The organism is Pseudomonas sediminis (assembly GCF_039555755.1).
GTDB classification, from domain to species: Bacteria; Pseudomonadota; Gammaproteobacteria; order Pseudomonadales; family Pseudomonadaceae; genus Aquipseudomonas; species Aquipseudomonas mendocina_D.
Genome location: NZ_CP154631.1, coordinates 1,672,835 through 1,697,553, shown reverse-complemented (window position 1 = coordinate 1,697,553; position 24,719 = coordinate 1,672,835). Strand labels below are relative to the sequence as shown.

Below are 24,719 nucleotides of genomic sequence, written 5' to 3'. Positions count from 1 at the left end.
GTCGTCGATGAGAGATCCCGATGCGCCCGATTCTGGTACTGCTGCACCGCTGGTGCGGCCTGTTCATCGCCCTTTTCCTGTTCACCGCCGGCTTGACCGGCGCTGTCATTTCCTGGGATCACGAACTGGACGAATGGCTCAACCCGCACCTGTTCGACGCGCAAAGCGCAGGGCCGGCGCAGGACCCGCTGCAGCTTGTGGATGCCCTGGAGGCGCGCGACCCACGTTTGCAGGTGAGCTTCATGCCGCTGGCGCTGGAACCTGGCCATGCGTTGGGGCTCTTCGTCGACCCGCGTATCGATCCGGCTACCGGCAAGGCCTTTGATCTGGGCTTCAATCAGCTCGGCATCGACCCGGTGAACGGCGATATCCAGGGGCAGCGCGAGTGGGGGGCGATCTCCCTGAGCCGGGAGAACCTGCTGCCGTTTCTCTACAAGTTGCACTACAGCCTGCACATCCCGGATGGCTTCGGCATCGAGCTGGGCGTACTGTTCTTCGGCATCGTCGCCATCGTCTGGTGCCTCGATTGCCTGATAGCGCTGTGGCTGTCGTTTCCCAACCTGCGTAGCTGGCGCAAGTCGTTCGCCTTTCGCTGGCGCCAGGGCGGCTACAAGCTCAATTTCGACCTGCACCGCTCCGGTGGCGTGTGGATCTGGCTGCTGCTGCTGATCCTCGCCGTCACCTCGGTATCGATGAACCTCGAACGCCAGGTGGTGCGCCCGCTGGTTGAGCTGTTCTCGCCGTTGACGCCAAGCCCTTTCGCCAGTCGCACACCGGTGACTCTGGACCAGCAGATCGTGCCGCAGATCGACCGCCGCCAGGCCATCGCCATTGCCGACGCAGAAGCGCGGCGGCTGGGGTGGGAGGCGCCTGCCGCCGGGCTGTTCCACTCGGCGGAGTTCGGTGTCTACGGCGTCGGCTTCTACGAGCTGGGCGATGACCATGGCGATGCCGGGCTGGGCAATCCCTGGATCTACGTCGACAGCCGCAGTGGCGAACTGGCCGGTGCGCATGTGCCTGGCACGGGCAGTGCCGGGGATATCTTCCTGCAGGCGCAGTTCCCGCTGCACTCCGGGCGTATCATCGGTTTGCCGGGGCGGATTCTGGTGTCGCTGCTGGGCCTGGCCGTTGCGGTCTTGTCCGTGACCGGCGTGGTGATCTGGGCCAGGAAACGTCGTTCGCGCGTGCTCGCCGAACAGCGTCTGCGCGGCGGTTCACAGGCCGTGGCGTAAACGCAGCGCTGCAACCTGATCGGCTCGCTCCGTGAGGAAGCGATTGAACGCCTCGATCAGTTCGGGGTGGTTGATGCTCGACAGGTAGTAGTGATCCTCCACATGTGGCAGCTCCGGGTCGAGCACCAGGCTGTCGGGCGCCATGCGCATCTGCCGGAGTTGGTGAGCCACTACCTTGGGGTTGAGGTAGACCGCGTCGACGCGGTCACTGGCGGCCATGCGCAGCAACGAGTCGATCTGGTTGGCCTGGATCAGGCGGATTTTTCCGGCGCGAATGTCCGGCAGGTAGGGCCAGGGCGTAAAACCATTCTGTGTGCCGAGCAATTCGATGCGTTGTTGGCCCTGCCCGAGGTGCCGCGGCTTGACCAGCATGCCGTCGACATAAGGCGCTGCCGGGTGGCTGTAGTGGATGTCGTGGCCGGCTTTCTGGTCGGCATTCCATTGCGGGTGATCGGGGAACTTGAGGTCGACCCGGCCGGACAGGAAATCGCCGAGCAGCCGTCTGACCGGCAGCGGCGTGTAGACGAAGCGATAGCCATACTCGGCGGCGAAGGCGTCCAGCAGGTCGCGGGCGTAGCCGCGGTACTCACCGTTCTCCACGTCGGAATACGGTTGATAGGGCTGCAGTTCGACGCCGACGCGAATGTCCTCCTGCGCGGCGACGGGCAGGGCGAGCAGACAGAGCAGCAGGGCAAAGCACTTGGTCATGGCAGGCAGGGTCTCGCTGACAGCTAACAGCGGCTGGCACCCTAACCATAGCTGCGCCTTAGAGAATCGGCGAGATCAGCCTTGCTACGCGCATGCCCAGTTGTTGCAGGCGGTGCAGGTTGCGCCGGTCGGCGTTGACCAGCTCGCGCGAGCGGCTGAAGTCGTCCTCCAGCATGGCCGCCACCTGAGCATTGAAGCCCTCGTCGAAGGTCAGCAGGCTGACCTCGAAATTCAGGCGGAAGGAGCGGTTATCCAGGTTGGCGCTGCCCAGCATGCTGACATCGTGATCGATCAGCAAAGCCTTCTGGTGCAGGAAGCCCGGTTGGTAACGGAAGATGCGCACGCCGGCGCATAGCGCCTCGAAGGCGTAGAGGCTGGAGGCGGCATAGACAATGCGGTGATCGGGGCGTGACGGCAGCAGCAGACGCACGTCGACGCCGCGCATCACTGCCAGGCGCAGGGCGGCGAAAAGGGACTCGTCGGGTACGAAGTACGGGCTGCTCAGCCAGATCCGCTCGCGCGCCGCATGAATCGCCTCGACGAACAGCAGCGAGCAGGTCTCCTGCGGGTCGGCCGGGCCGCTGGCGACCACCTGACAGAGCAGGCCGGGCTCATCCTGCTTGCTCGGCATCAGCAGCGGTGGCAAGCGTTTGCAGGCCCAGTACCAGTCTTCGGCGAAAGCTTCCTGCAGGCTGGCCACCACCTGGCCGCGCACCTCGACATGGGTGTCGCGCCAGGGCGCCAGCGGCGGCTTCTGCCCGAGGTATTCGATGCCGACGTTGAGCCCGCCGAGAAAGCCGATCTCACCGTCGACCACGACGATCTTGCGGTGGTTGCGAAAATTCAGCTGAAAGCGATTGAGCAGCCCGGAGCGCGTGGGGAAGGCGTGTATCTGCACACCACCACGGCGCAGGCGGTCGATGAAGGCGGCGGACAGCGAATGGCTACCGACGCCGTCGTACAGCACGTGCACCCGCACGCCAGCGGCTGCGCGCTCCAGCAGTACGTCGTGCAGGCGTCGGCCGAGGCTGTCGTCACGGATGATGAAAAATTGCAGCAGGATTACCTGCTGGGCGCTGGCCAGGGCTGCGAAGATCGCCGCGAAGGTGGCCTCGCCATCGATCAGCAGTTCGACGCGATTGCCGGTCAGGCCGGGTAGATGCGACAGGCGTGGCAACGCGCGCAGGAGGTCGTAGGCCGGCGACAGGTGCGCTGCCTTGGCTTCCTCGACCCAGGGGCGCCAGTCCTGCTCGGCCATGGCGTGGTGCATTTCCTTGTCGGCCTGGCGCCGCGCCTTGACGTAGGCATCGAAGCGGCTGCGGCCGAACACCAGATACGGCAGCAGCGTCAGGTAGGGCATGAAGAATAGCGATAACCCCCAGGCCAGCGCGCCCTGAGCGGTGCGCACGGTCAGCACGGCGTGGATCGCGGCCAGTACGCCAAGGGCGTGGATGGTGGCGATCAGGTATGCGAGCAGATGGGGGATGCCGAAATCCGCAGGCATGCAGGGTCTTCCTTTGCACAGGCTGTGTGCAGCTGACCACGGGGGTTGCGCAGCGTTCGCAAGCATCCTGCCATGGGCATCTGGAGAATGGCAGTGTCGGGCAAATTGCCACCTTTCGAGGAATTATTCGGGACTTTCATGTGTCTTTGAGTCTGAGTGAGCGGAATTCATGTGTTACTATTTTCGGTTCGACCCGTTTGCAGGTCGTCTATAATTGGAGGAGGGCATCCGTCCTGTTCACGCTCGTCTAGCGAGTCAAACGCATCAAGGAGCACGCCAAGTATGGGAAACGTCCCTTCGCATGACACGACCCCGCCACCCGTAGCGGAAACCCACGAAGGCATCCCGGCACCGACCGGTGAAGCCAACCTGATCGACACCGATTACGTCATCGGTCAGGACAACATCAAAGGGCAATTCGTCTTCGCCCTCGACATTCATGGCAAGGTCTTCACCATCTCCGCGCTGGTCGCGGTGATCTTCGTGATTCTCGCCCTGGCTCTGCAGAACCAGATCGAACCGCTGTTCAGCGGTGTGCGCGACTGGCTCACCCATCACATGGCCTGGTTCTTCATCGGTGCCGCGAATGTCTTCGTCCTGCTCTGTCTCGGCCTGATCCTCTCGCCGCTGGGCAAGGTGCGCATCGGAGGCAAGGACGCGACGCCCGACTACACCTACATGGGCTGGTTCTCCATGCTGTTCGCCGCCGGTATGGGCATCGGCCTGATGTTCTACGGCGTGTCCGAGCCCATGTCGCACTACAGCGCGGCGATGGGTGGTATCACTGTCGGTGAGGATGGCGTGCGTACCGACTGGGCGCCGCTTGGCGGCGCTGCCGGCAACGCAGAAGAAGCCGTGCGTCTGGGCATGGCTGCGACCATCTTCCACTGGGGTCTGCACCCCTGGGCGATCTACGCCATCGTCGCCCTGGCGCTGGCGCTGTTCTCGTTCAACAAGGGCCTGCCGCTGTCGATCCGCTCGATCTTCTACCCGATTCTCGGTGAGCGCGTGTGGGGTTGGCCGGGGCATGTGGTCGACATTCTCGCGGTGTTCGCCACCCTGTTCGGCCTGGTCACCTCGCTGGGCCTGGGCGCGGAGCAGGCGGCTGCGGGTGTGGAGTACCTGTTCGGTATCCCGGCGACGGACACCACCAAGGTGCTGCTGATCGTCGCCATCACCCTGATCGCGCTGGCTTCGGTGGTCGCCGGCCTCGACAAGGGGGTCAAGCGTCTGTCGGAGATCAATATGGGCCTGGCCATGGCCCTGTTGTTGTTCATCATCATCGCCGGGCCGACCCTGGTGATCTTCACCGACTTCTTCAAGAACCTCGGCGCCTACCTGCAGTACCTGCCGGCGCTGGCCAACCCGATCGGCCGTGAGGACGTCAACTTCAGCCAGGGCTGGACCGCCTTCTACTGGGCCTGGTGGATCAGCTGGTCGCCGTTCGTCGGCATGTTCATCGCACGGGTCAGCCGTGGTCGCAGTGTGCGTGAGTTCCTCGTCGCCGTGCTGCTGGTGCCGTCGCTGGTGTCGGTGCTGTGGATGACTGCCTTCGGTGGCACCGCTATCAACCAGCTGCTGGTCGATGGTTTCACCGGTGCGCAGGAAGCCGGCCTGGAGCTGAAGCTGTTCAGCATGCTCGGTGAAATGCCGCTGACCGGTATCACCTCGTTCATCGGCATCGTGCTGGTGGTGGTGTTCTTCATCACCTCGTCGGACTCGGGCTCCCTGGTGATCGACACCATCACCGCTGGCGGCAAGGTCAACGCGCCGGTACCGCAGCGCGTGTTCTGGGCCAGCATCGAAGGCGTGATCGCCATCGCCCTGCTGCTCGGCGGCGGTCTGGTGGCGCTGCAGGCCATGGCTGTGTCGACGGGCCTGCCGTTCACCATCGTGCTGCTGGTGGGCTGTATTTCCATCGTCAAAGGCCTGATGAGCGAGCCGCGTTAGGGATGTTCTGAAAAAGCTATTTATCGTCACTCCCGCGCAGGCGGGAGCCTAGATGATTCGTAGGTTCTGGATGCCCGCCTGCGCGGGCATGACGGCTTTTTCAGTGTTTACGCAGCTCGTTCCCCTCTCCCATTGATTGATGGGAGAGGGGCTGGGCGATAGGGTGCTTTCAACGCCGCATCATCGCCCACGGCCACAAACAAAAACGCCGCGAACCTGTCAGGGTCCGCGGCGTTTTTGTTTGTGGCGGTCGTGCATCAGCACTCGATGATATTTACCGCCAGGCCGCCACGGGCGGTTTCCTTGTACTTGGTCAGCATGTCCGCACCGGTCTCGCGCATGGTCTTGATCACCTTGTCCAGGCTCACGTAGTGCGAGCCATCGCCGTACAGCGCCATGCGCGCGGCGTTGATGGCTTTGACCGAAGCGATGGCGTTGCGCTCGATACAGGGGATCTGCACCAGGCCGCCGACCGGGTCGCAGGTCAGGCCCAGGTGGTGCTCCATGCCGATTTCCGCCGCGTTCTCGACCTGCTCCGGAGTGCCGCCCAGAACAGCACACAACGCACCGGCCGCCATCGAACAGGCCACGCCGACTTCACCCTGGCAGCCGACTTCGGCGCCGCTGATCGAGGCGTTTTCCTTGTACAGGATGCCGATGGCGCCGGCGGTCAGCAGAAAGTCGATGATGCCGCGCTCGCTGGCGCCGGAAATGGCGTTGGCGTAGTAATGCAGCACCGCCGGGATGATGCCGGCGGCGCCGTTGGTCGGCGCGGTGACCACGCGGCCACCGGCGGCGTTCTCCTCGTTCACCGCCAGGGCCCAGAGGTTGACCCAGTCGAGCATGCGCAGCGGGTCTTCCAGGTAGCTGCGCTGGAAGCCGCCCAGCTTGCGCGCCAGGATCGCCGCGCGGCGACGTACCTTGAAGCCGCCCGGCAGAATGCCCTCGGTGCGGCAGCCACGGTCGACGCAGGCCTGCATCACCTTCCAGATTTCCAGCAGGCCGGCGTCGGTTTCTTCGTCGCTGCGCCAGTGACGTTCATTGCGGCGCATCACCTCGGCAATGCCGATGCCGTTCTCGCGCGCCAGGCGCAGCAGGTCGGCGCCGCTGCTGAACGGCAGCGGCAGGCTGGTGGCATCCGGGGCGATGACCTTGTGCTTGGAACCGTCGGCGAGGATCGCCTCGCTGACCACGAAGCCGCCGCCCACCGAGTAGTAGGTGGCCTCGTGCACCTGAATGCCGGCGGCGTCGAAGGCGGCGAAACGCAGGCCGTTGGCATGCAGCGGCAGAGCCTTGCGGAACATCTTCAGGTCGGCCTTCTCGTCGAAGGCGACGGCGTGCTTGCCGGCCAGGACGATGCGCTTGTCGCGGCGGATGGCCTCGATGTAGCCGGGCACCTGATCCACGTCGACGGTGTCCGGCTCGTAGCCGCTGAGGCCGAGCAGCACCGCCTTGTCACTGCCGTGGCCCTTGCCGGTGGCGCCCAGCGAGCCATACAGCTCGGCGGCGACACGGGTCACCTGCGGCATGTGGCCGTGGTTTTCCAGGGCGTGGGTGAACAGCGCGGCCGCGCGCATCGGGCCGACGGTGTGGGAGCTGGAGGGGCCGATACCGACTTTGAACAGGTCGAAAACGCTGATAGCCATGGCGAGATTCTTCTTCTGTGGGCACGGCTGAAAACCGGGTTTTCAGCCGTGCCTGTATGTGGGTGAACCACGCGCCCGGTTCAGCGCGTGTGGATATCTCTATCTAAGGCCGGCCATATCATTATGTATACTGATTTATTTTTAACCTATTCGTTAGCGACCCTTAACTATTGAGATCGCGCCATGGACATCACCCGCCTGCGCACCCTGCGTGAACTGGCCCGCTGCCGCACCATGGCGGCCGCCGCCGAGTCGCTGCACCTGACGCCTTCGGCGGTTTCGCAGCAGGTGTCTCAGCTCGAACGCGAGGTGGACATGGCGCTAATCGAACGACGCGGGCGCGGCGTGGTGCTGACCCCGGCCGGCGAGCGCCTGGTGGCGCATGCCGAACGCATTCTCATGGTGCTCGACGAAGCGCGCTCGGAGCTGGCGCTGCTGCGCGGCGAAATCGCCGGTGAATTGCGTGTGGCGGCTTTCCCCTCGATTGCCGTGGCGGTAATCGCGGAAACCGTGCGCGCGTTGCGCAGCGCCTACCCGCGGCTGAACGTGGTGGTATTGGAACTGGAACCGCAGGAAAGCCTCAGCGCCCTCGGCGCCTGGCAGATCGACGTGGCGGTGATCGACGACCTGGCCGTGCAGCCCGACGAGAACCGCGAGAACTACGCGCTGATTCCCTTGACCCAGGACCAGTTGCACGTCTTGCTGCCCATCGACCATGCCCTGGCCAGGCGCGACAGCCTGACCATCGCCGAGCTACGCGACGAAGCCTGGGCGCTGGACTCCACCGGCAGTTCGTTCGGCGAATTCATCACCAACCTGTGCCGCCGCTCGGGCTACGCGCCGCGCATCAACGCCCACTGCGCCGGCTTCGAGATGGTCGCGGCCATGGTCGCCTCGGGCAACTCCATCTCCATCGTCTCCGGCCTGCGCCTGGTGCGAACGCTACCCGGCGTCACCGCCGTGCCGCTGCTGCCGGCGATCCAACGCGGTGTGTTCCTCGCCTACCGCAAGGGCGAGCGTGATCACCCGGCGGTTAACGTGTTTCTCGACGAGGCGGTTTATACGGCGGACAAGGTGCTGGGTTAGCCCGTTCGTGTGGGAGAGGCTTTAGCCTCGATGCTCTTGGCTTTTCGATGGGGCCGACGCACATCGTGGGCATCATCCGTTTATCCGATTTTTACTCAGCGGGCGTGACAAGCTCTTGAGCAGCTTCAGCCTCCAACTTCGCCCTGTCAGCTTTGCTGATGTACTTGGGTTTATTGCTTTTAGGCGCGAGCTTGGCATTGGCCTTCTTGGCGTGGGCTTCGAGCAGTTGTTTGATCTTTTTGCGGCGGTTCATGGGCGTGTGCTTGTGTCGTTCTGATTCGAGAGTACCCACGCGTTGTGCGGGTAGTCGGGGTTCAGCTCCAGAGCGCGCCAATCGGTGTATTCGCCGGATAGTGACTCGCCACCTGCGCCTGCAGCAACTCGCCACAAGCCAGCGCGTCGGTCAGCGCATGGTGCGCCGAGTACAGCGGCAGGCCGTAGCGTAAGCGGCTGTCGGCCAGGCGGATGGAGGTGGGCTCACGACCGCGCAGGCGATCCCACCAGCTCACGGTGCGCTTGGGGTGCAGGCGGGCTTCCAGTTCCATGGTGTCGATGATGGGGAAGACCAGGCCTTCGCCCAGGTGCTGGCGCACGGCCTGGTCGAGGAAGCTGCGTTCGATATTGCGGTAGTGCACGACCACCACCTTGCCGGCCAGGGCTTCCAGCAGCTCTTCGAGCACGCTGGCCAGGCGTGGGGCGTGGCGGATGTCGCTGTGGGTGATGTGGTGGAAGGTGACTGATTCGGCACTCAACTCGCTGGTGGGTTTGACCACCCAATAACGGGCTTCTGCGCAGCGGATGCGTTGCAGGCTCAGTGGCACCAGGCCAAGGCTGACGATGGCGTGCTGACGCGGGTCGAGGCCGGTGGTTTCCACGTCCAGCGCCACCAGCGGGACATCCTCCAGTGGCGTATCAGCCGCGACGCAGCCGGCGCCGTAGAAGGCGCGTAGGCGCGGGTCGCGGCTGCTGTCGGCGAGGCTGGCGAACAGTTGTGGCCAGTCCTGGGCTGCGCGCTCGCTCATCGCGGGCGGCTCGCTGGCTGTGCGGGGTAGCGAAAGCGCAGGAATTTCTGCGCGTTGCTGATCACCTGGAAGGCTTCCTTGAGGTGCTGGCGTTCGCTGGCGCTGAACTGTTCCGGCTCGATGTAGTTGCTCGGCGCGTTGCCTGCCTCGACTTCGCGGGCCTGGTGGCGTACACGCACCAGGCTGAGGAACTCGAAGGCGTAGCGCAGGTGCTCCAGCGCCTCCTTGGGCAGCAGTTTGGTGGCGGCGATGGCGTCGAGGCGATCCAGCGAGTTCTGCGCCTTGGAGCCACAGGCCAGGGCGTGCACGCGGATCAGGTCGGTGAGCGGCGCGGTGCCGCGGCCCTTGAGGTTGATGATGTTGCGGTGGCGGCCGTCGGTTTCCATCACGAAGGTGCGGAAGAAGCCCAGCGGCGGTGTGCGGTTGAGCGCGTTACGCGCCAGCGCGGCGAGGAAGGCGGGACTGGCGCTGGCCTTCTGTGCCAGCAGGTCCTTGAGGTTCTCCACCAGCTCGGTTTCGCCATAGAGGCCGTCGAGGTCGAAGAAGATGCTGGCGTTGAGCAGGGTTTCCGGGTTGGGCCGCTCGATCCATTCGCTGAAGTACTGCCGCCAGACCTTCAGTGGCTGTCGCCACTTGGGGTTGGTGGCCATGATGCCGCCCTTGCAGTAGCTGTAGCCGCAGGCGGCCAGGCCGTCGCTGACGAACTGCGCTAGTTCGGCGAAGTAGGCGTCGTGTTCGTCCGCATCGAAGCTATCGTCGAGCACCAGGGCGTTGTCCTGGTCGGTGAGCAGCAGTTGCTCATCGCGGGCCATGGAGCCTGCGACCATGAAGCAGTAAGGCACTGGCGGCGGGCCGAGCTTCTGTTCGGCCAACTCCAGCAGGCGCTGGCTGAAGGCGCGGCCGATACCGCTCATGGCGCTACCGACCATATGTGCGCTGGCATCGTCGGCGACCATGCGCACGAAGGTGGCGCGCAGGTCCGGCAGCAGGCTCTTGAGCCCGTCCACCGAGGTCTTGTTGAAGATGCCGTTGACCAGGTACAGGCTGCTGCGTGACTCGTAGCGGATGATGTCGGCCAGCGCCACCACGCCCACCGGGCGGCGGCGATGCAGCACCGGCAGGTGGTGGATGTTGTTGCGCAGCATGCACAACATAGCCTCGAACACCGAGTCGTCGGCCTGCAGGGTGATGGGATTGGGCGTCATGATCTGGCTGACCGGTGTGTCGCTGGGCAGGCCGGCGGCGACAACGCGGGTGCGCAGGTCGCGGTCGGTGAGGATGCCGGCCATCACCTGGTTCTGCTGCTCGGCCACATCTACCTGGTTCGGGTCGGGCCAGCGCGTGCCGGGGTCGACGACGATCACCGAGGACACGCTGTGTTCGGTCATCACCTGCGCCACCTGCTGGATCGGCGTATCCAGCGGCACGCTGATCGCACTGCGCGAGATCAGCTTGCGCACCTTGACCTTCATCAGCTCGCTGGCCTTGCCGTGGCTGTCTTCCAGGGCGGACTTGAGGCGCGACTGACCTTCGGCCTCGACGAAGTCGGCGAAGCTGTCGAACTGCTCGCAGAGCTGATGGAACAGCGCGCCGGGGATGAAGTAGATCAGGCTGTCTTCGATCGCGGTGGCACCCAGGCGTACCTTGTTGCCGCGCAGCAGGCCGGCCTGACCGAAGATGTCACCCTCGCTGAGGCGGTTGTGCAGTTCGCCGCCACGCCGGTGGATTTCCACCGCGCCGCTGCGCACGTAATGCAGCTCGTGGATCGGCGCACCGACGGCGAGGATTTCGCTACCGGCCTTGAAGTAGCCCACTTGCACCTGGCGGGCGATCTCGTCGAGAGTCTGCTCCGGCAGAGTGTCGAACGGGGCGAAGCGATTCAGGTGGTCGCGGATCTCGATCAACTCGATCTGCATGCGTGCCTCGCTGACTGGCTGGCACTACAGGATACGGGCTGCCACGATGTCAGTGCAAAGCGGGCGGCCACGGGCCAACCAAGGAGAGGCTATGCAGGTTTCGGGATTTTGGTGGCTGGCGGGCGCGCTTCTGGTGCTCGGCGGCGCCGTGGTTTTCTACTACAACCGCCTGGTGTTCAACCGCCACCGCGTGGCGGAAGCCGCCAGCGGCATCGATGTGCAGCTCAAGCGCCGCTCCAGCCTGATTCCGGCGCTGGTGGAATGCGTGCGCCAGTACATGGGCTACGAACAGAGCACGCTGGAGGCGTTGGTGCAGGAGCGCATGCGCGCGGTGCAACTGGCGGATTCGCCGCTGGCCCAACGTGCGCCGGTAGAGACGCTGCTCAGTCATCAGCTACGCCAGCTGTTTGTGCTGGTCGAGGATTATCCAGAGCTCAAGGCTGACAGCCAGTTTCGTGAGCTGCAGGGCAACATCAGCGAGGTCGAGAACCATATCCAGATGGCCCGGCGGTATTACAACGGCGCGGTGCGTGAGCTGAACGTACTGGTCGAGTCGGTGCCGAGCAATCTTGTGGCTCGGCTGTTCGCTTTTACTCAGGCCGAATATTTCACTCTGGACGACCCGCGTGAAGGCCAGTCGCCGAAGATGGAGTTCTGAGCATGCAAGGATGGTTGCGTGGCCTGTTGCTTAGCTGTTTTCTGCTGCCCGGCCTGGTGTTGGCGCAGGAGGCCATCGAAGATTTTGCCGTCACCCTGCAGGTCGAGGCCGACGGCAATCTGCTGGTCAGCGAACGGATTACCGTACGCGCCGAGGGTCAGGATATTCGTCGTGGCATCTACCGCGATCTGCCGGTCAGTTATGCGCTGCCGATGGGACTGGAGCAGAGTAGCCCGATCACCCTGCTGGGCGTGACTCGCGATGGCCGGCCCGAGTCGGTGCGCAGCGAGCGCAATGGCGCCTGGGTGCGCTTCTACCTAGGCTCACCGAACATTCTGCTTGAGCCGGGACGCTATCACTACGAGCTGCGCTATCGGGTCGGGCGCGCCCTGCTGCATCACGCCGACACGGACGAGCTGTACTGGAACGTCACCGGCAACGGCTGGCTATTCCCCATCCGCCAGGCCTCGGTGGAGCTGCGCCTGCCAGCGGGGGCGCGCATCGGCCAGTTTGCTGCGTATACCGGAGCCCAGGGCGATCAAGGCCAGGACTTCCAGATTGTCGAACGCGGCGATGATCACCTGCGCCTGGCCACCACCGAGACGCTGCCGGCCTATCACGGCCTGACCGTGGCTGTGGACTGGCAGGCAGGGTTGGTACCGCGGCCTGGCCTGCTGCAAAACGCCAGTCGCGCCGTGCTGGATAACCTGGGTGTAGGCATCGGTGCCGTGTTGCTGATCGGCCTGCTGCTATTCTACCTGCGTGCTTGGAACCGTGTCGGCCGCGACCCGCGCAAGGGCGTGATCATCCCGCTGTTCGAGGGGCCGCAGGGTATGAGCGCGGTGCAGGCGGGCTATCTCTGGCATCGCGGGTTGCGCGGCGCTTTCGGCGAGGCACGGGCCTTCAGCGTGTGGCTCACCGACATGGCCATCCGCAAGCATCTGCATATCGAGGACAAGCCGCACGGCGGCGGCTTCAGCCTGGCCCGCGACCAGGGCGCTGGCAGTGACATGAGCGAGCTGGATCGCGACCTGCGCAAACGTCTGTTTCCGGCCAACAAGATTGGTATTGCGCTGATCATCGGCACTCAGTACGAGCCCCGTCTGGCGGATGCGGTGGCCGGGCTGAGCAGCCAGCTTGGCGAGCAGGGCAAGGCCTGGTTTGCCAACAACCGCGGCATCTGGGCTTTGGGGTTGGTGTGGGCCGCATTGGCATGTGCCGCAACGGTGCTCTTGAGTGGCCAGGGCGAAGATGAGTGGGCCACAGGTCTGGCTGGACTGGTGTTCAGCCTGGGCTTTGGCGTGCCGGCACTGGTCGTGTTCAACATGGCCCGCCATCAGCCCGGCTTCGGTAAGCAGATGGGGCTGTATCTGGTCGCGCTGATGTTCGGCTGGCCAGTGCCGGTAGGGCTGATGATGATCTCAGCGTCGGTGTCCGTACCAGCGTTGCTGCTGATCGTCGCCTATGTCGCACTGGTGCTGGCGTTCTATTACCTGTTGCCGGCGCCAACCCTGGAGGGGCGACACCTGCTCGATGCGCTGGAAGGCTATCGCGACTACCTGCAACTGGCCGAGCGCGATGCCCTGGCCCTGGCGGGTGATGCCCCGGCGATGAGCATCGCGTTGTATGAGCGTCATTTGCCGTTCGCCATGGCCCTGGGCGTCGAAGAAAAATGGAGCGCGCGCTTCAGCGAGGCCCTGGCCAGTGGCCTGATCGACCCGACACAGCGCGACTATCAGCCAAGCTGGTACCACAGCCGCAGCAGTTATAGCTCGCCGCAAGCCCTGAGTGGTGCGCTGGCCGCCGGACTCGCCAGTGCCACGGCCCTGGCATCGTCGCCGCCGTCGAGCAGTTCTTCGGGCGGCGGTGGGTCGTCCGGTGGCGGCTCCTCGGGTGGCGGAGGTGGCGGCGGCGGTGGAGGGGGCTGGTAGGTCATAGCTGGAGGCTAATCGTTCAACTCCAGTTCCAACGGCTCTCTGCTACCGCGTCGTGGGCGTGCAGACTTTCCGCATGGATGACCTTGAGGCGTAAGCCGCTGGCCTGCGGCAACTGGCGCAGGGCGCGGTGCAGGCGGCGTGCGGCGTCTTCGCAGAACATCAGGTTCTGCCCGTTGGCGAGGGCGAAGGCCTGTTCGTCGGCGCGCTTCACCGCGGTCTGTACCGGCGTGCCGAGGGCCTGCTCGGCGCTGTCGATCAACTCCAGTACGGGTAGTTCGACGCAGCCCGGTGCCAGGCGCAGTCGCAAGGTCGCCGTGCTGCGCTGGCTGTGCGGTGTGGCGACGATGCCCTGGGTCGAGCCGAGCCAGTCGAGCACGCTGGAGTAATCCACCTGCTGGTCGGGAAAGTCCCAGGCGAAGCGTTGCTGGATCAACTGCCGTGCCAGCGCTGCCGAGCAAGGGCAGGTGGACGAGTAGCTGACCTCAACCTGCAATTCGATGTTCACGCCCCGGCCGTCCTGCCGGGCGCGCAGTTCGAAGGGGTAGCCCTTCCAACCGTTCAACGGGCTGACCAGCGCCGGACGCTTGAGTGGTACCTCGCCGCGCAGAGTCAGGGTGGCGCTGTCGGACAGCTCCTGGTGACTGCTCAGGCAGTCATCCAGCACCTGCAGCACTGCCGGCACGTTCAATGGCTGATGCACCAGACGCTGCGCCGCCAGGTACAGGCGCGACATATGGATGCCACGTGCGCCGGCATCATCGAGGCTCACGCCGATGTCGACGCTGGCGGTCACGGCGGCGTCCGCCAAACGAATGGGCAGGGCGATGCCGGCCATGCCGACCCAGTCCAGCGGCAGGTCATAGTGGGTGGCTTGGGCGGCAATATCCGGCAGAGGCTGTTCGTTCATCGTAAATCCGTGGGTAGCGGTCAGAAATAAATGTTATGTTATAACAATTAAAACAAGCCAGCCGATTTGCCATGACCCTGACCGCGACCACCGAAGCCGAACTGCTGGCTCAGCCAGCCGACGACTACATGAACGACGCCCAGCAGCAGTTCTTTCGCGAGCTGCTGCTGACCCAGCGAGCCGAGTTGCAGGTGCGCATCGACAAGGAATTCACCGAGCTGCGCCAGCCCGATACCAGCAGCGACGTCGCCGATATCGGCGCCGCCGAGGAACAGCGCCAGTGGCAGCTGCGCCTGCTGGAGCGGGAAAAGAAGCTGCTGGACAAGATCGACCAGGCGCTCGAACGCCTGGCGCGTGGCGAATACGGCTGGTGCGCCGAGACCGGCGAGCCCATCGGCCTCAAGCGCCTGCTGCTGCGCCCGACCGCGACCCTGAGCATCGAAGCCAAGGAGCGTCAGGAGCAGCGCGAAAAACATCAGCGTGACCGTGACTGAACGAGGAACACCCCTATGAATCAGCGTCTACCCGTTACCGTGCTGTCCGGCTTTCTTGGCGCCGGCAAGAGCACCCTGCTCAACCATGTGCTGAAGAACCGTGAAGGCCGCAAGGTCGCCGTGATCGTCAACGACATGAGCGAAATCAACATCGACGGTGCCACCGTCCAGCAAGACGTCAGCCTCAACCGCGCCGAAGAGAAGCTGGTGGAGATGAGCAATGGCTGCATCTGCTGCACCCTGCGTGAAGACCTGCTCGACGAGGTCAGCCGCCTGGCCAGCGAAGGCCGCTTCGACTACCTGCTGATCGAATCCACCGGCATCAGCGAGCCGCTGCCGGTAGCCGAGACCTTCACCTTCCGCGACGAGCAGGGCCGCAGCCTGTCCGACCTGGCGCGGCTGGATACGATGGTCACGGTGGTCGACGGGGTGAACTTCCTGCGCGATTTCCATGAGGCCGACAGCCTGGCCAGCCGGGGCGAAACCCTGGGCGAGGAGGACGAACGCTCAATCACCGACCTGCTGATCGAGCAGGTGGAGTTCGCCGATGTCATCCTCATCAGCAAGATCGACCTGATCAGCCAGGCCGAGCGCGAGGAGCTTATGGCCATCCTGCGTGGGCTCAACACCCACGCCGACATTCAGGCCATGAGCATGGGCCAGATCGCCCTGGACACCATCCTCGACACCGGCCGCTTCGACTTCGACCGCGCCTCGCAGGCGCCGGGCTGGCTCAAGGAGCTGCGCGGCGAGCACGTGCCGGAAACCGAGGAATATGGCATTGCCTCCAGCGCTTACCGCGCGCGCCGGCCGTTCCATCCGCAGCGCTTCTTCGATTTCCTCTCGCAGGAATGGCGCAACGGTCGTCTGCTGCGCTCCAAGGGCTTTTTCTGGCTGGCCAGCAAATACCAGGAGGCCGGCAGTTGGTCGCAGGCTGGCGGGCTGATGCGTCACGGCCTGGCCGGGCGCTGGTGGCGCTTCGTGCCCAAGCAGCACTGGCCGCAGGACGAGGAAGGTCTGCAGACGATCATGAAGCACTGGAGCGCTGAAGTTGGTGATTGCCGCCAGGAGCTGGTGTTCATTGGCCAGAACATCGACTTCCCGCGACTGGTGCGTGAGCTGGACGACTGCCTGCTTACCGATGAGGAAATGGCCGGCGGCCCGGATGCCTGGTGCCTGCTCGCTGACCCCTTCGGTGCCTGGCAGCAGGAGGCCGCCTGATGTTCGCCCTGCAGTTGCCGAACGTGTCCCGACAGGTGCTGGGCGAGGATATCCAGGTGCTGGGTGAGGTGCTGCACGACGGCGTCAACCTGGCCGTCTGGCAGCGCCGCCTGCCGGCGCAGATCGCCGACTTCGCCGAGACGCTGCTGGTGCAAGGTGAGCCGCTGGCGCAGTCCATGACCCTGGAGCTGCCGCGCGCGGACAGCGAGCCAAATCTCGATGGCCTGGTGGCGCAGTACGCCGATCTGCCGGGTCAGGCGGCCTTTCTCGCCGACGTAGCCTGGCTGGTGCGGGCCTATGCCTGCCTGCTCGACGCCCAGCGCATCGGCCTGCGCCTGCGCGCGCTGGACAAGGCCATGTGCCCGCGCTTTCACGTCGACCGCGTGCCGGTACGGTTGATCACCAGCTATGCCGGTGTCGGCAGCGATTGGCTGGAGGAGGGCGTGATGCCGCGCAGCAAGCTCGGTCAGCCGGGTGCCGAGCCGCAGGACGAGGCGTTGATCCAGCGCCTCGACAGCGGCCATGTGGCGTTGGTCAAGGGCGAGAAATGGCATGGCAACGAAGGGCGCGGATTGATCCACCGCTCGCCGCAGCCACCGGTGGGTGAGCGACGTCTGTTGTTGACCCTGGATTGGTTGGCCTGAATATCGCCCGCAAGCGGGCTCCTGCGGGGGAGCGCCGGGCATCGAGTAGGAGCCGGCTTGTCGGCGATCCGTAGCTCAAGTGCAGTTCGGGGCGAAGTGATCGTGGTTGTTCAGGAAACCTTGCGGCGTGATCGCTATTCGCCGCGAGGCGCGGCTCCTACGAGAACGCTGCAATGGGGCAACAAAAAATAGGCCGGAGCGACTGCCCCGGCCTTAAGCACCAAGAGATCATGTCGACGCGTGACTCGACATGAGGGTTACGTGAGGTACCCGAGGTCATTAGGCGCCTGTTGGGTGACAGTTTGATGTCAGCGTTCCGCGTAGGATGGGTGCAACCCGCCAGGCAGGGAGTGGCGGGTTGCACCCGCCCTACAATACTCGCCTCAGGGCTTGATCCACTGGCCCTGATATTGCGTCTTGCAGGCGGGTTCCAGATACAACGCGTCGCTGGCCACGCCGTAGTAGTGGATATCCTGCAGGTACATACCGCTGCCGGCGCGTGCGTTCTGGCAGACGCCGTGGGCACCCTCGGGGCACTGCTCGACGAACTCCACCTCGACCGTCTGGCCTTGCAACTGTGGCTGGCAGAAACCGTCGCGAAACAGCGTGGCTGGGATGTTGCGATTTTCCTGGCAGACCTTCACGTCCAGGCGTTCGGCCTGGCTGTGCACCACGCAAGCTTCAGCCAGAGCCAGGCCCGGCAGCAGGGAAAACAGCAACAGCCATGCACGCATCGTTTCGACTCCCGAAAAACTGCCGGCGAATCTACCATGCTGCTTCTTTGCAGTCTGTGCTGGCACTCGTCTGGCAAACCACCGAACATCAATTCATGCTCAGTCAAATCCCTACCCACCTCATCGCCGGCCCGCTCGGCGCCGGCAAGACCACGCTGATCCGTCACCTGCTGGCGCAAAAACCGGCGGGCGAGCGTTGGGCGGTGCTGATCAACGAATTCGGCCAGATCGGTCTGGACGCCGCCTTGCTCGAGCAGGGCGACGACGGTATCGCCATGGCCGAAGTGGCCGGCGGTTGCCTGTGCTGCGTCAATGGTGCGCCGTTTCAGGTCGGCCTCGGGCGCCTGCTGCGCAAGGCCAGGCCTGATCGCCTACTGATCGAACCGTCCGGCCTAGGGCATCCGGCGCAGTTGCTGGCACAGTTGCGGCAGCCGCCCTGGATAGGCGTTTTGGCCGTGCAACCGGCACTGCTGGTGCTGGACGCCGCTGCGCTGGCTGCTGGCCAAGCGCTGCCCGATGTGCAGCGTCAGGCGCTGGATGATGCGGGTTTGCTGCTGTTGAACAAGAGCGAGTCTCTGGACGAGGCGAGCCGGGCGCGAATTGCCGCGAGCCTGCCGCCCGTGCCGCTGTACTGGAGCGTGCAGGGCCGGCTCGACCTGGCCTTGCTGCCGGGCCTGGCGGCGCAGGCTTCGCCCGTCGAGGCGAGTGCCGAGTTACCCACAGCTGCGGTGGGCCTGGCGCAGATCTGGCGCAATGTCGCGGAGCCAATCTGCCAGGTGCAGGATCAGGCAGTGGGCTGGAGCATTGGCTGGCGCTGGCACCCCAGCCAGCGCTTCGACCTCGAGCAGGTCAGTCAGTGGCTGCAGGGTATGGATTGGCGCAGGGCCAAGGCCGTGCTGCATGGCGGTGAAGGCTGGCACTCGTTGAATGCCTTGCAGGGGCAAGCGCTACAAGCCTGGACCCCGAGTGAATGGCGCAAGGACTCGCGGCTGGAATTGATCTTCGATCAGGCGCAGGCCGCCAAAACGCTAAGCGCTTCGTTCGCTGCGTGCCGAATCCCGGCAGTGGGCTGGTAAACTCGCCGCGCTCTCGTCTCTGTGGATAACCTTCATGCAACTGCTGCCCTGGTCTCACGACACCTCTGCCGGCTTCACCCTGCGCGGCTGGCACACGCCGCCGTCGGGCAAGCCGTTGCTGCATTTTTTGCACGGCAATGGCTATTGCGGGCGCGTCTATACGCCGATGCTGGCCGCGTTGGCCGAGGACTTCGACCTCTGGCTGTGCGATGTGCAGGGCCATGGTGACAGCGATCATGGCGGCCGCTTCCATGGCTGGAACCGCAGCGCCGAGCTGGCGGTGGAGGCCTTCGACACCCTGCGCGGGCCGTTCGGCGATGTGCCGCGCTTCGCCCTCGGGCACAGCTTCGGCGGCGTGCTCACCAGCTTGATCCTGGCGCGCCATCCCGAGCTGTTCCGGCGTGCGGTGTTGCTTGACCCGGTGCTGTTCAGCCCGGCGATGATCGGGGTGATGGCATTGTCCGATGTGGTGGGTCTGGCGCAGCGCAACGCGCTGGCGAGCAAAGCGCGCAAGCGTCGCCGGCAGTGGCCGGATCGTGTCAGTGCACATGCCGCGCTGCATGGGCGCGGCATGTTCCGTGGCTGGGACGAGGCAGCGTTCGACGCCTATATCGAGCATGCGCTGAAGGACGTCGAGGGCGGTGTCGAACTCAAGTGCAGACCAAGTCGCGAGGCCGATATATTCGGCTCTTTCCCACGGCGCCTGTGGCCTTCGCTAGCCAAGGTGACGACGCCGACCGAGGTGATTCACGGTGCGCACACCTATCCCTTCGTTGCCAAGTCCGTGGCGCGCTGGTGCGCGAGCAACGCCCACGTGCGCAGTCAGGTGGTGCCGGGCGGGCACTGTTTCATGCAGGAGCAGCCGGCGGACAGCGCCGAGCGCGTGGCCGCTTTCCTGCTGCAGCGCGGTTGAATCGGGCAGGCGCTATTGCGCCTTGCGCCGCCAGTCTTCCAGTCGGATGACATTGCCTGGCTGCTGCACCGCAACTGGCTCGGGTTGCGGCTCCAGTATCGGATGGGGCTGCAGTTCGATGCGGCCGAGATGCGGGCCGAACATGCTGATATTCCCGCGCAGGCGCTGCTCGCCGGTGACGGTGAACTCGAAGTCATAGAGTCGCGCCAGGCGCCGGTGGCCCTTGCCGTCGCGCTGGATGGTCAGACGACGCAATGCCACGGCGCCATCGAGCAGTTCCACGTCGAGCTTGGCGCAGTGCTGCTTGGCGAAGGCCAGCGCACGCTCGCGAATACCGTGGCCGCGCCATAGCCAGGCGCAGACAGCGGCGAACAGCATCAGCAGGAAGACATCGAACAGGTTGATCATGGCGACTCCGTCTCCGGGAGACAGAGCTTAGCCTATCTGCCGCCCAGTTCTCAGCATCCGGCTTGCCCTTGCGTCGGCTGTACATTAGCGTTCGCGCACTTCACACGAAAAGGACGTCACCATGCATTGCCCCGCCTGTCGCACCAGCCGTCTGCAACCGGCAAAACTCGAAGATGGCCTGCTTGGCCATGGCTGCCCGCAATGCGCAGGCACACTGGTCAGCCTGCTGCACTACCGCGACTGGGCCGAGCGCCAGCCAGCGGAGGAAACGCCAACGGCCCTGGCTGCCGAAGCCGAAGTGGGTGAAACCAGCCATGCGCTGAGCTGCCCCAAGTGCGCCAAGCTGATGAGCAAGTTCCAGATCAGTGGCACCCGGGCCAATCGCCTGGACCTGTGCGGCACTTGCGACGAAGCCTGGCTGGACAGCGGCGAATGGCAACTGCTCAAGGCCCTGGAACTGAGCCAGCGCATGCCGGCGATCTTCACCGACGCCTGGCAGCGCCAGGTGCGGCAGGAAGCCAGCGAACAGGCACGTCGCGAGCGTTTCAGCCGCATCGCCGGCGAGGACGCCATCGCCCGTGCTGACGAAATTCGCGCCTGGCTCAAGGACCATCCGCAGCGTCGCGAACTGCTGTTCTACATCGGTCACGACTGAGGGTCGTTCTTCTCCTCGCTCAACGCCCGATAACGCTGCTGCAGCTCTTCACGAATCTGCCGGCGCTGTTTGGCCTGGCGCTGACGGCGCAGGCCGTCGGGTGTGTCCGGGTGCAGTTCGGGCACCACTGCCGGACGACCCTGCTCGTCCATCGCCACCATGGTGAAGAAGCTGCTGTTGGTATGGCGTACCGAGCGTTCGCGGATGTTCTCGGTGATCACCTTGATGCCGACTTCCATGGAGGTGCGACCGCAATAGTTGACCGAGGCGAGGAAGGTGACCATTTCGCCGACATGCACCGGCTCGCGAAAGATCACCTGATCCACCGACAGCGTCACCACATAGCGCCCTGCGTAGCGGCTGGCGCAGGCGTAGGCGACTTCGTCCATGTATTTGAGCAGCGTACCGCCGTGGACGTTGCCCGAGAAGTTGGCCATGTCTGGGGTCATCAGTACGGTCATCGTGAGTTGTGCGGTTCCGGCTTCCATGGTGACTCCGAAATTGGGAGGCTGTGCGCTGCCGCGCTGTGCGTTGCCCGGCTAATATGGGGTTTAGCTTGGTTAGGATGCCAGATGATGCCCTTGCGCCACATTCCCCTTATGTTGTTTGGCCTGCTCGCCCTGCCGGTAATGGCCGAACAAACGTGCGATACACCGGCGCAGTGCAACCAGGAGGGCACGGCCGCCTATCAGGCCGGTCGTTTCGAGGCGGCCATCGAGTCCTTCGAACGTCAGCTGCGTCGCGTCGAGAACGAAGATGAAGCTGGGCTCGAGCTCGCCGTTAACAATCTGATGTTGGCCAACCTGCGCGCCGATGACGCCGGCATGGCCCGCGCCTGGCTGCAGTTGACACTGGACACCAACCTTTACGGTTCGGCAACGCGGCACAACCTGATCAAGGTCAGCCAGGCGCTGGATTACCCGGCACTGAGTGCCAGCCCGGTAGGCCGCTACCTGCGCTACAGCGGCCAGGCGGTGTGGAGCGAACTGCAGATCAGCGAGATTCCTGGCGGCGGTTATCACGCCAGCTTCGCGCCGTTGCGCGCGGGGGCGCGGGTCGAGGAGTACGGCCCGGCGGCCGTCGGTGAGCTTGAGGGCAAGCTGGTCGGCGACGCTGTGCAGATGCGCCTGGAGGATGCCGCGCTGAATGCTGGTTGCGCGGTGAGTCTGCTGCGCGAGGGAATCTCGCTGCGCGTGCTGGAAGTGTTCGCCGATGGCTGCCAGGACTATGGCGGCATGGGCATCAGCGTGGCGGGCGACTACATCAAGGTCGATGCGCAGGTGCGTCAGTGAGCCGACGGGATGGCCTGCTGGGTGCTGTGATTCTGGCGCTGGCGCTGCTGGTCGGTGGCAGCGCCTGGCTGCGTGATGAGCCGCTTGGCACTCAGGTGCAGGACTGGCAGCAGCAGGTGCAGGCGGCGACCGGCGAAAGCCGCGCGTACCTTTTCCTCAACGGGATCGATGCGCCTTTCGATGAGCAGCCCGAGGCACTGGGTAAGGCCCGTCTGCAGCACTACGAGCGCTGGTACGCCGGGCGCGGCGTGACCGATAGCGATTATTCGGGGCCGACCGTTGCCAGCCTGTCGTTGCCAGAAGGGCGACTGTTCTGCCGAATCGAGGCGCTCGGCTGCTTCGACAGCCTGCTTGCACAGGCCGACCTGGGAAGCCGTATCGCCCCCGATTGGTTCGCTCTGCAGCGGCGCTACTGGGATTTTCTCAACATGGACGACTACCGCACGCTGACCTCGGTGAGTGTCGCCGAGCCGGTACCGCGACTCACTTATGTGTACGCGGGCCAGCGGGTGCACGATCTGCTCATGCTGCAAATGGCCCGCGATGGCCAAAGCGATGTGGCGCAGGGAGGGTTGCGCGAGGAGCTCAGGCTACTGCGCCAGCAACTGGTGCGCGCGGACAACCTGGTTCTGAAGATGCTGCTGGGGCGGCTGATCAGCGATAACCTGGAATGGCAGGTTCGTCTCTATCGCCAGGGGCTGATCCCACGCCCGTCGGTTCCGGAGCCCTTCAGCGCGGCCGAGCGCTCGCTGCTCAAGCCCATGCAGCGCGAGTTCTACGGTATCGCGCAGATGTATGCGCAGCTGCCGGATAGCGTCTCCGGCCGGGAATACCTTGGGCTGCTACTGTTTTTCCGACCGCAGATGACCATCAACGCCAGCCTGACGCCTTATGTGCGGGCCGTGGAGTTGTCGCAGCTGGAGCCGCATGCGTTCGCCGCCGCGCTGCAGGAGCCGGCTCCCGGACCGGCCTCGGTTGGCGGCATGCGCAACCGGGCTGGCAACATCTTGCTGGCTATCGCCGGCCCGGACATGCGCCTGTATGCCGGGCGCTTGCATGACCTGGAGGCGAAGCGCCGCTTGCTGGCCGCGGTGGTGACCCTGCCTCCGGGGCCTTTCGATGCCGAGCAGCTGGCCAACATTCCGGATGCCCGCAACCCCTACCATCCGACACAGCTGGCCGAGCCCGATGGACGCGGCCAGCTGTGCTTCGACGGCCCGCACGAGGCAGGATTCAACGGGCGTTGCATGCCGCTGTAGATAAGGATATGCGGCAGGGCTCGCCGCCAACTCATCGTCCGCGACGATCAGGCGTGAGTCAGGTACCAGCGCCAGTCCTGCTCGCCCACCTCTCCCATGAACTGGCGGTACTCGGCCCATTTGATCGCAAGGAACACCTTGAGTAAATCCTCGCCTAGCGCTTCGCGTGCCCAGCTCGAATCTTCCAGGTTGCGCAGGGCGGTGAGCCAGTCGGTGGGCAGGGTTTCACGGGCCTGTTCGTAGCCATTGCCGACGATGGCTGCGCCTGGGTCGAGCTGCTCGCGGATGCCCTTGTGGATGCCGGCGAGGATCGCGGCTGCCGCCAGATAGGGGTTGGCATCGGCACCGCAGATGCGGTGCTCGACATGGCGACTGTTGGCCGGCCCGCCGGGAACGCGGAATGACACGGTGCGGTTGTTCACCCCCCAGCTCTTGGCCAGCGGCGCGTAGCTGTTGGCCTGGAAGCGGCGGAAGGAGTTGGCGTTGGGGCAGAAGATCGCCAGGGCATCGTTGAGCGTGGCCATCATGCCGCCGATGGCATGGCGCAGTAGCGGCGTACCTTGTGGGTCTTCGCTGGCCATCAGGTTGTTGCCCTCGGCATCGGCCAGCGATACGTGCATATGCATGCCGCTGCCAGCCAGGTCGCCGAACGGCTTGGCCATGAAGCAGGCCTGCAAGCCGTGTTTGTTGGCCACGCCCTTGACCAGGCGCTTGTAGCGTACGCCTTCGTCTACCGCCTGCAGTGCATCGAAACGGTGCTCCAGGGTCAGTTCGAGCTGGCCCGGCGCGTATTCGGAGATGGCCGTGCGCACCGGCAGGCCCTGCGCCTCGCAGGCGGCGTAGAGGTCGTCGAGGAACGGCTGCATCTGCTCCAGCTCGTACAGGCCGTAGACCTGCGGCGCCTGTGGGCGCACGCCGTTCATCTGTACGGCGGGCTGTGGGCGGCCATTGGCGTCACGCTGCTTGTCCAGCAGGTAGAACTCCAGCTCCACTGCCATCACCGGGTGATAGCCGTCGGCCTTGAGCGCGTCGATGGCGCGCACCAGCGCATGGCGCGGATCACCCGGCGTGGCCGGCAGACCCTGGGTCGGGTGCATGCTCACCTGCACCTGGCCGGTGGGCACCACGCGCCAGGGTTGCAGGGTGAGGCTGCCGGGCAGTGGGTAGGTCCAGCAGTCGGCGTCGGCCACTTCCCAGACCAGGCCGCTTTCCTCGACGTCCTCGCCCTGGATGGTCAGCGACAGGATCGAGCTGGGCAGCGGTCGGCCGTTTTCGTAGATGGCCAGCAGCTCGTCGCGATGCAGCAGCTTGCCGCGCGGGATGCCGTTGGCGTCGATCAGCATCAGCTCGATGCTGCGGACCTCGGGGTGGGCGGCGAGAAAGTCGCGGGCTTCCTGCGGGTTGGCGAATTGCATGGTGATTCTCACAGTGAGTCGTTATCTCGTGGGAGGGGCTTT

The 24,719-nt window shown here is 64.8% G+C and carries 24 protein-coding genes; 13 read left to right on the top strand and 11 right to left on the bottom strand.

Translation table 11 applies throughout. The annotated features are described in order from the left end of the window. Positions 1 to 20 precede the first annotated feature (20 nt). Entirely contained in the window at positions 21 to 1,232 is a 1,212-nt protein-coding gene (locus tag AAEQ75_RS08110; protein ID WP_343351519.1) for a PepSY-associated TM helix domain-containing protein, read from the top strand. Here AAEQ75_RS08110 and AAEQ75_RS08105 read toward each other — a convergent pair. Beyond that, the gene (locus tag AAEQ75_RS08105; RefSeq protein ID WP_343351517.1) at positions 1,215 to 1,940 is read right to left on the bottom strand and encodes a substrate-binding periplasmic protein; all 726 of its coding nucleotides are present in this window, start codon (positions 1,938 to 1,940) and stop codon (positions 1,215 to 1,217) included. The two genes, AAEQ75_RS08110 and AAEQ75_RS08105, sit on opposite strands and share 18 nt — an antisense overlap. Before the next feature lie 58 nt (positions 1,941 to 1,998). Beyond that, the gene (cls, locus tag AAEQ75_RS08100) at positions 1,999 to 3,444 is read right to left on the bottom strand and encodes a cardiolipin synthase (protein WP_343351515.1); all 1,446 of its coding nucleotides are present in this window, start codon (positions 3,442 to 3,444) and stop codon (positions 1,999 to 2,001) included. Between the two features lie 282 nt (positions 3,445 to 3,726). Between cls and AAEQ75_RS08095 the strand changes: the two genes are divergently transcribed. After that, a complete protein-coding gene (locus tag AAEQ75_RS08095) occupies positions 3,727 to 5,394 on the top strand; it encodes a BCCT family transporter (protein WP_343351513.1) in 1,668 nt (555 codons plus the stop codon). Between the two features lie 257 nt (positions 5,395 to 5,651). Here AAEQ75_RS08095 and AAEQ75_RS08090 read toward each other — a convergent pair whose 3' ends face one another. Further along, positions 5,652 to 7,040: an L-serine ammonia-lyase gene (locus AAEQ75_RS08090; protein ID WP_003464812.1), complete on the bottom strand. Its 1,389-nt coding sequence runs from the start codon at positions 7,038 to 7,040 to the stop codon at positions 5,652 to 5,654. Between the two features lie 183 nt (positions 7,041 to 7,223). On the opposite strand from AAEQ75_RS08090, the gene AAEQ75_RS08085 reads away from it, so the two are divergent. Then, on the top strand, positions 7,224 to 8,126 hold the full coding sequence (locus AAEQ75_RS08085; protein WP_092378918.1) for a LysR family transcriptional regulator: 903 nt from the start codon (positions 7,224 to 7,226) through the stop codon (positions 8,124 to 8,126). 91 nt (positions 8,127 to 8,217) lie between these two features. On the opposite strand, the gene AAEQ75_RS08080 is transcribed toward AAEQ75_RS08085, so the two are convergent. The 3 genes from AAEQ75_RS08080 to AAEQ75_RS08070 form a co-directional block, all read right to left on the bottom strand. Then, entirely contained in the window at positions 8,218 to 8,379 is a 162-nt protein-coding gene (locus AAEQ75_RS08080; protein ID WP_003464802.1) for a DUF2986 domain-containing protein, read from the bottom strand. 61 nt (positions 8,380 to 8,440) lie between these two features. Then, on the bottom strand, positions 8,441 to 9,148 hold the full coding sequence (locus tag AAEQ75_RS08075; protein ID WP_343351509.1) for a 3'-5' exonuclease: 708 nt from the start codon (positions 9,146 to 9,148) through the stop codon (positions 8,441 to 8,443). Beyond that, positions 9,145 to 11,064: a DUF294 nucleotidyltransferase-like domain-containing protein gene (locus AAEQ75_RS08070; protein WP_343351507.1), complete on the bottom strand. Its 1,920-nt coding sequence runs from the start codon at positions 11,062 to 11,064 to the stop codon at positions 9,145 to 9,147. The genes AAEQ75_RS08075 and AAEQ75_RS08070 overlap by 4 nt, the downstream gene beginning before the upstream one ends. 91 nt (positions 11,065 to 11,155) lie before the next feature. Between AAEQ75_RS08070 and AAEQ75_RS08065 the strand changes: the two genes are divergently transcribed. Both AAEQ75_RS08065 and AAEQ75_RS08060 read left to right on the top strand, forming a co-directional pair. After that, a complete protein-coding gene (locus AAEQ75_RS08065) occupies positions 11,156 to 11,722 on the top strand; it encodes a LemA family protein (protein WP_279922469.1) in 567 nt (188 codons plus the stop codon). A 2-nt stretch (positions 11,723 to 11,724) separates the two neighbouring features. Beyond that, positions 11,725 to 13,653 (top strand): DUF2207 domain-containing protein, encoded by a 1,929-nt coding sequence (locus tag AAEQ75_RS08060; protein WP_343351505.1) that lies wholly within the window; start codon positions 11,725 to 11,727, stop codon positions 13,651 to 13,653. Between the two features lie 22 nt (positions 13,654 to 13,675). Here AAEQ75_RS08060 and folE2 read toward each other — a convergent pair whose 3' ends face one another. Next, positions 13,676 to 14,566 (bottom strand): GTP cyclohydrolase FolE2, encoded by an 891-nt coding sequence (gene folE2, locus AAEQ75_RS08055; RefSeq protein ID WP_343351503.1) that lies wholly within the window; start codon positions 14,564 to 14,566, stop codon positions 13,676 to 13,678. A 71-nt stretch (positions 14,567 to 14,637) separates the two neighbouring features. Between folE2 and dksA the strand changes: the two genes are divergently transcribed. Genes dksA through AAEQ75_RS08040 form a run of 3 tightly spaced genes read left to right on the top strand, consistent with a single transcriptional unit; the run spans position 14,638 to position 16,925 of the window. Continuing rightward, entirely contained in the window at positions 14,638 to 15,060 is a 423-nt protein-coding gene (gene dksA, locus AAEQ75_RS08050; RefSeq protein ID WP_343351501.1) for an RNA polymerase-binding protein DksA, read from the top strand. Positions 15,061 to 15,075: 15 nt separating this feature from the next. Further along, complete coding sequence (gene zigA, locus AAEQ75_RS08045) at positions 15,076 to 16,281, top strand: zinc metallochaperone GTPase ZigA (RefSeq protein WP_343351499.1); 1,206 nt, start codon at positions 15,076 to 15,078, stop codon at positions 16,279 to 16,281. After that, entirely contained in the window at positions 16,281 to 16,925 is a 645-nt protein-coding gene (locus AAEQ75_RS08040; RefSeq protein ID WP_343351497.1) for a DUF1826 domain-containing protein, read from the top strand. The genes zigA and AAEQ75_RS08040 overlap by 1 nt, the downstream gene beginning before the upstream one ends. 383 nt (positions 16,926 to 17,308) lie before the next feature. Here AAEQ75_RS08040 and AAEQ75_RS08035 read toward each other — a convergent pair whose 3' ends face one another. Next, the gene (locus AAEQ75_RS08035; RefSeq protein ID WP_343351495.1) at positions 17,309 to 17,659 is read right to left on the bottom strand and encodes an NADH:ubiquinone oxidoreductase; all 351 of its coding nucleotides are present in this window, start codon (positions 17,657 to 17,659) and stop codon (positions 17,309 to 17,311) included. A 95-nt stretch (positions 17,660 to 17,754) separates the two neighbouring features. Between AAEQ75_RS08035 and AAEQ75_RS08030 the strand changes: the two genes are divergently transcribed. Then, the gene (locus AAEQ75_RS08030) at positions 17,755 to 18,735 is read left to right on the top strand and encodes a CobW family GTP-binding protein (protein WP_343351493.1); all 981 of its coding nucleotides are present in this window, start codon (positions 17,755 to 17,757) and stop codon (positions 18,733 to 18,735) included. Between the two features lie 34 nt (positions 18,736 to 18,769). Then, complete coding sequence (locus AAEQ75_RS08025) at positions 18,770 to 19,648, top strand: alpha/beta fold hydrolase (protein ID WP_343351491.1); 879 nt, start codon at positions 18,770 to 18,772, stop codon at positions 19,646 to 19,648. Between the two features lie 12 nt (positions 19,649 to 19,660). Here AAEQ75_RS08025 and AAEQ75_RS08020 read toward each other — a convergent pair whose 3' ends face one another. After that, on the bottom strand, positions 19,661 to 20,056 hold the full coding sequence (locus AAEQ75_RS08020) for a DUF3301 domain-containing protein (protein ID WP_343351489.1): 396 nt from the start codon (positions 20,054 to 20,056) through the stop codon (positions 19,661 to 19,663). A 121-nt stretch (positions 20,057 to 20,177) separates the two neighbouring features. Between AAEQ75_RS08020 and AAEQ75_RS08015 the strand changes: the two genes are divergently transcribed. After that, positions 20,178 to 20,711 (top strand): zf-TFIIB domain-containing protein, encoded by a 534-nt coding sequence (locus AAEQ75_RS08015; protein WP_343351487.1) that lies wholly within the window; start codon positions 20,178 to 20,180, stop codon positions 20,709 to 20,711. On the opposite strand, the gene AAEQ75_RS08010 is transcribed toward AAEQ75_RS08015, so the two are convergent. After that, on the bottom strand, positions 20,702 to 21,199 hold the full coding sequence (locus tag AAEQ75_RS08010; protein ID WP_003464774.1) for an acyl-CoA thioesterase: 498 nt from the start codon (positions 21,197 to 21,199) through the stop codon (positions 20,702 to 20,704). The two genes, AAEQ75_RS08015 and AAEQ75_RS08010, sit on opposite strands and share 10 nt — an antisense overlap. Before the next feature lie 84 nt (positions 21,200 to 21,283). On the opposite strand from AAEQ75_RS08010, the gene AAEQ75_RS08005 reads away from it, so the two are divergent. Both AAEQ75_RS08005 and AAEQ75_RS08000 read left to right on the top strand, forming a co-directional pair. Next, positions 21,284 to 22,003, top strand: coding sequence for a tetratricopeptide repeat protein (locus AAEQ75_RS08005; protein WP_343351485.1), 720 nt, complete (start codon positions 21,284 to 21,286; stop codon positions 22,001 to 22,003). Continuing rightward, entirely contained in the window at positions 22,000 to 23,262 is a 1,263-nt protein-coding gene (locus AAEQ75_RS08000) for a hypothetical protein (RefSeq protein ID WP_343351483.1), read from the top strand. Before AAEQ75_RS08005 ends, AAEQ75_RS08000 begins: the two co-directional genes overlap by 4 nt. 47 nt (positions 23,263 to 23,309) lie before the next feature. On the opposite strand, the gene AAEQ75_RS07995 is transcribed toward AAEQ75_RS08000, so the two are convergent. After that, positions 23,310 to 24,677 carry a glutamine synthetase family protein gene (locus tag AAEQ75_RS07995; protein ID WP_343351481.1) on the bottom strand — a complete coding sequence of 456 codons (1,368 nt, stop codon included), beginning with the start codon at positions 24,675 to 24,677 and terminating at the stop codon, positions 23,310 to 23,312. Positions 24,678 to 24,719 lie beyond the last annotated feature (42 nt).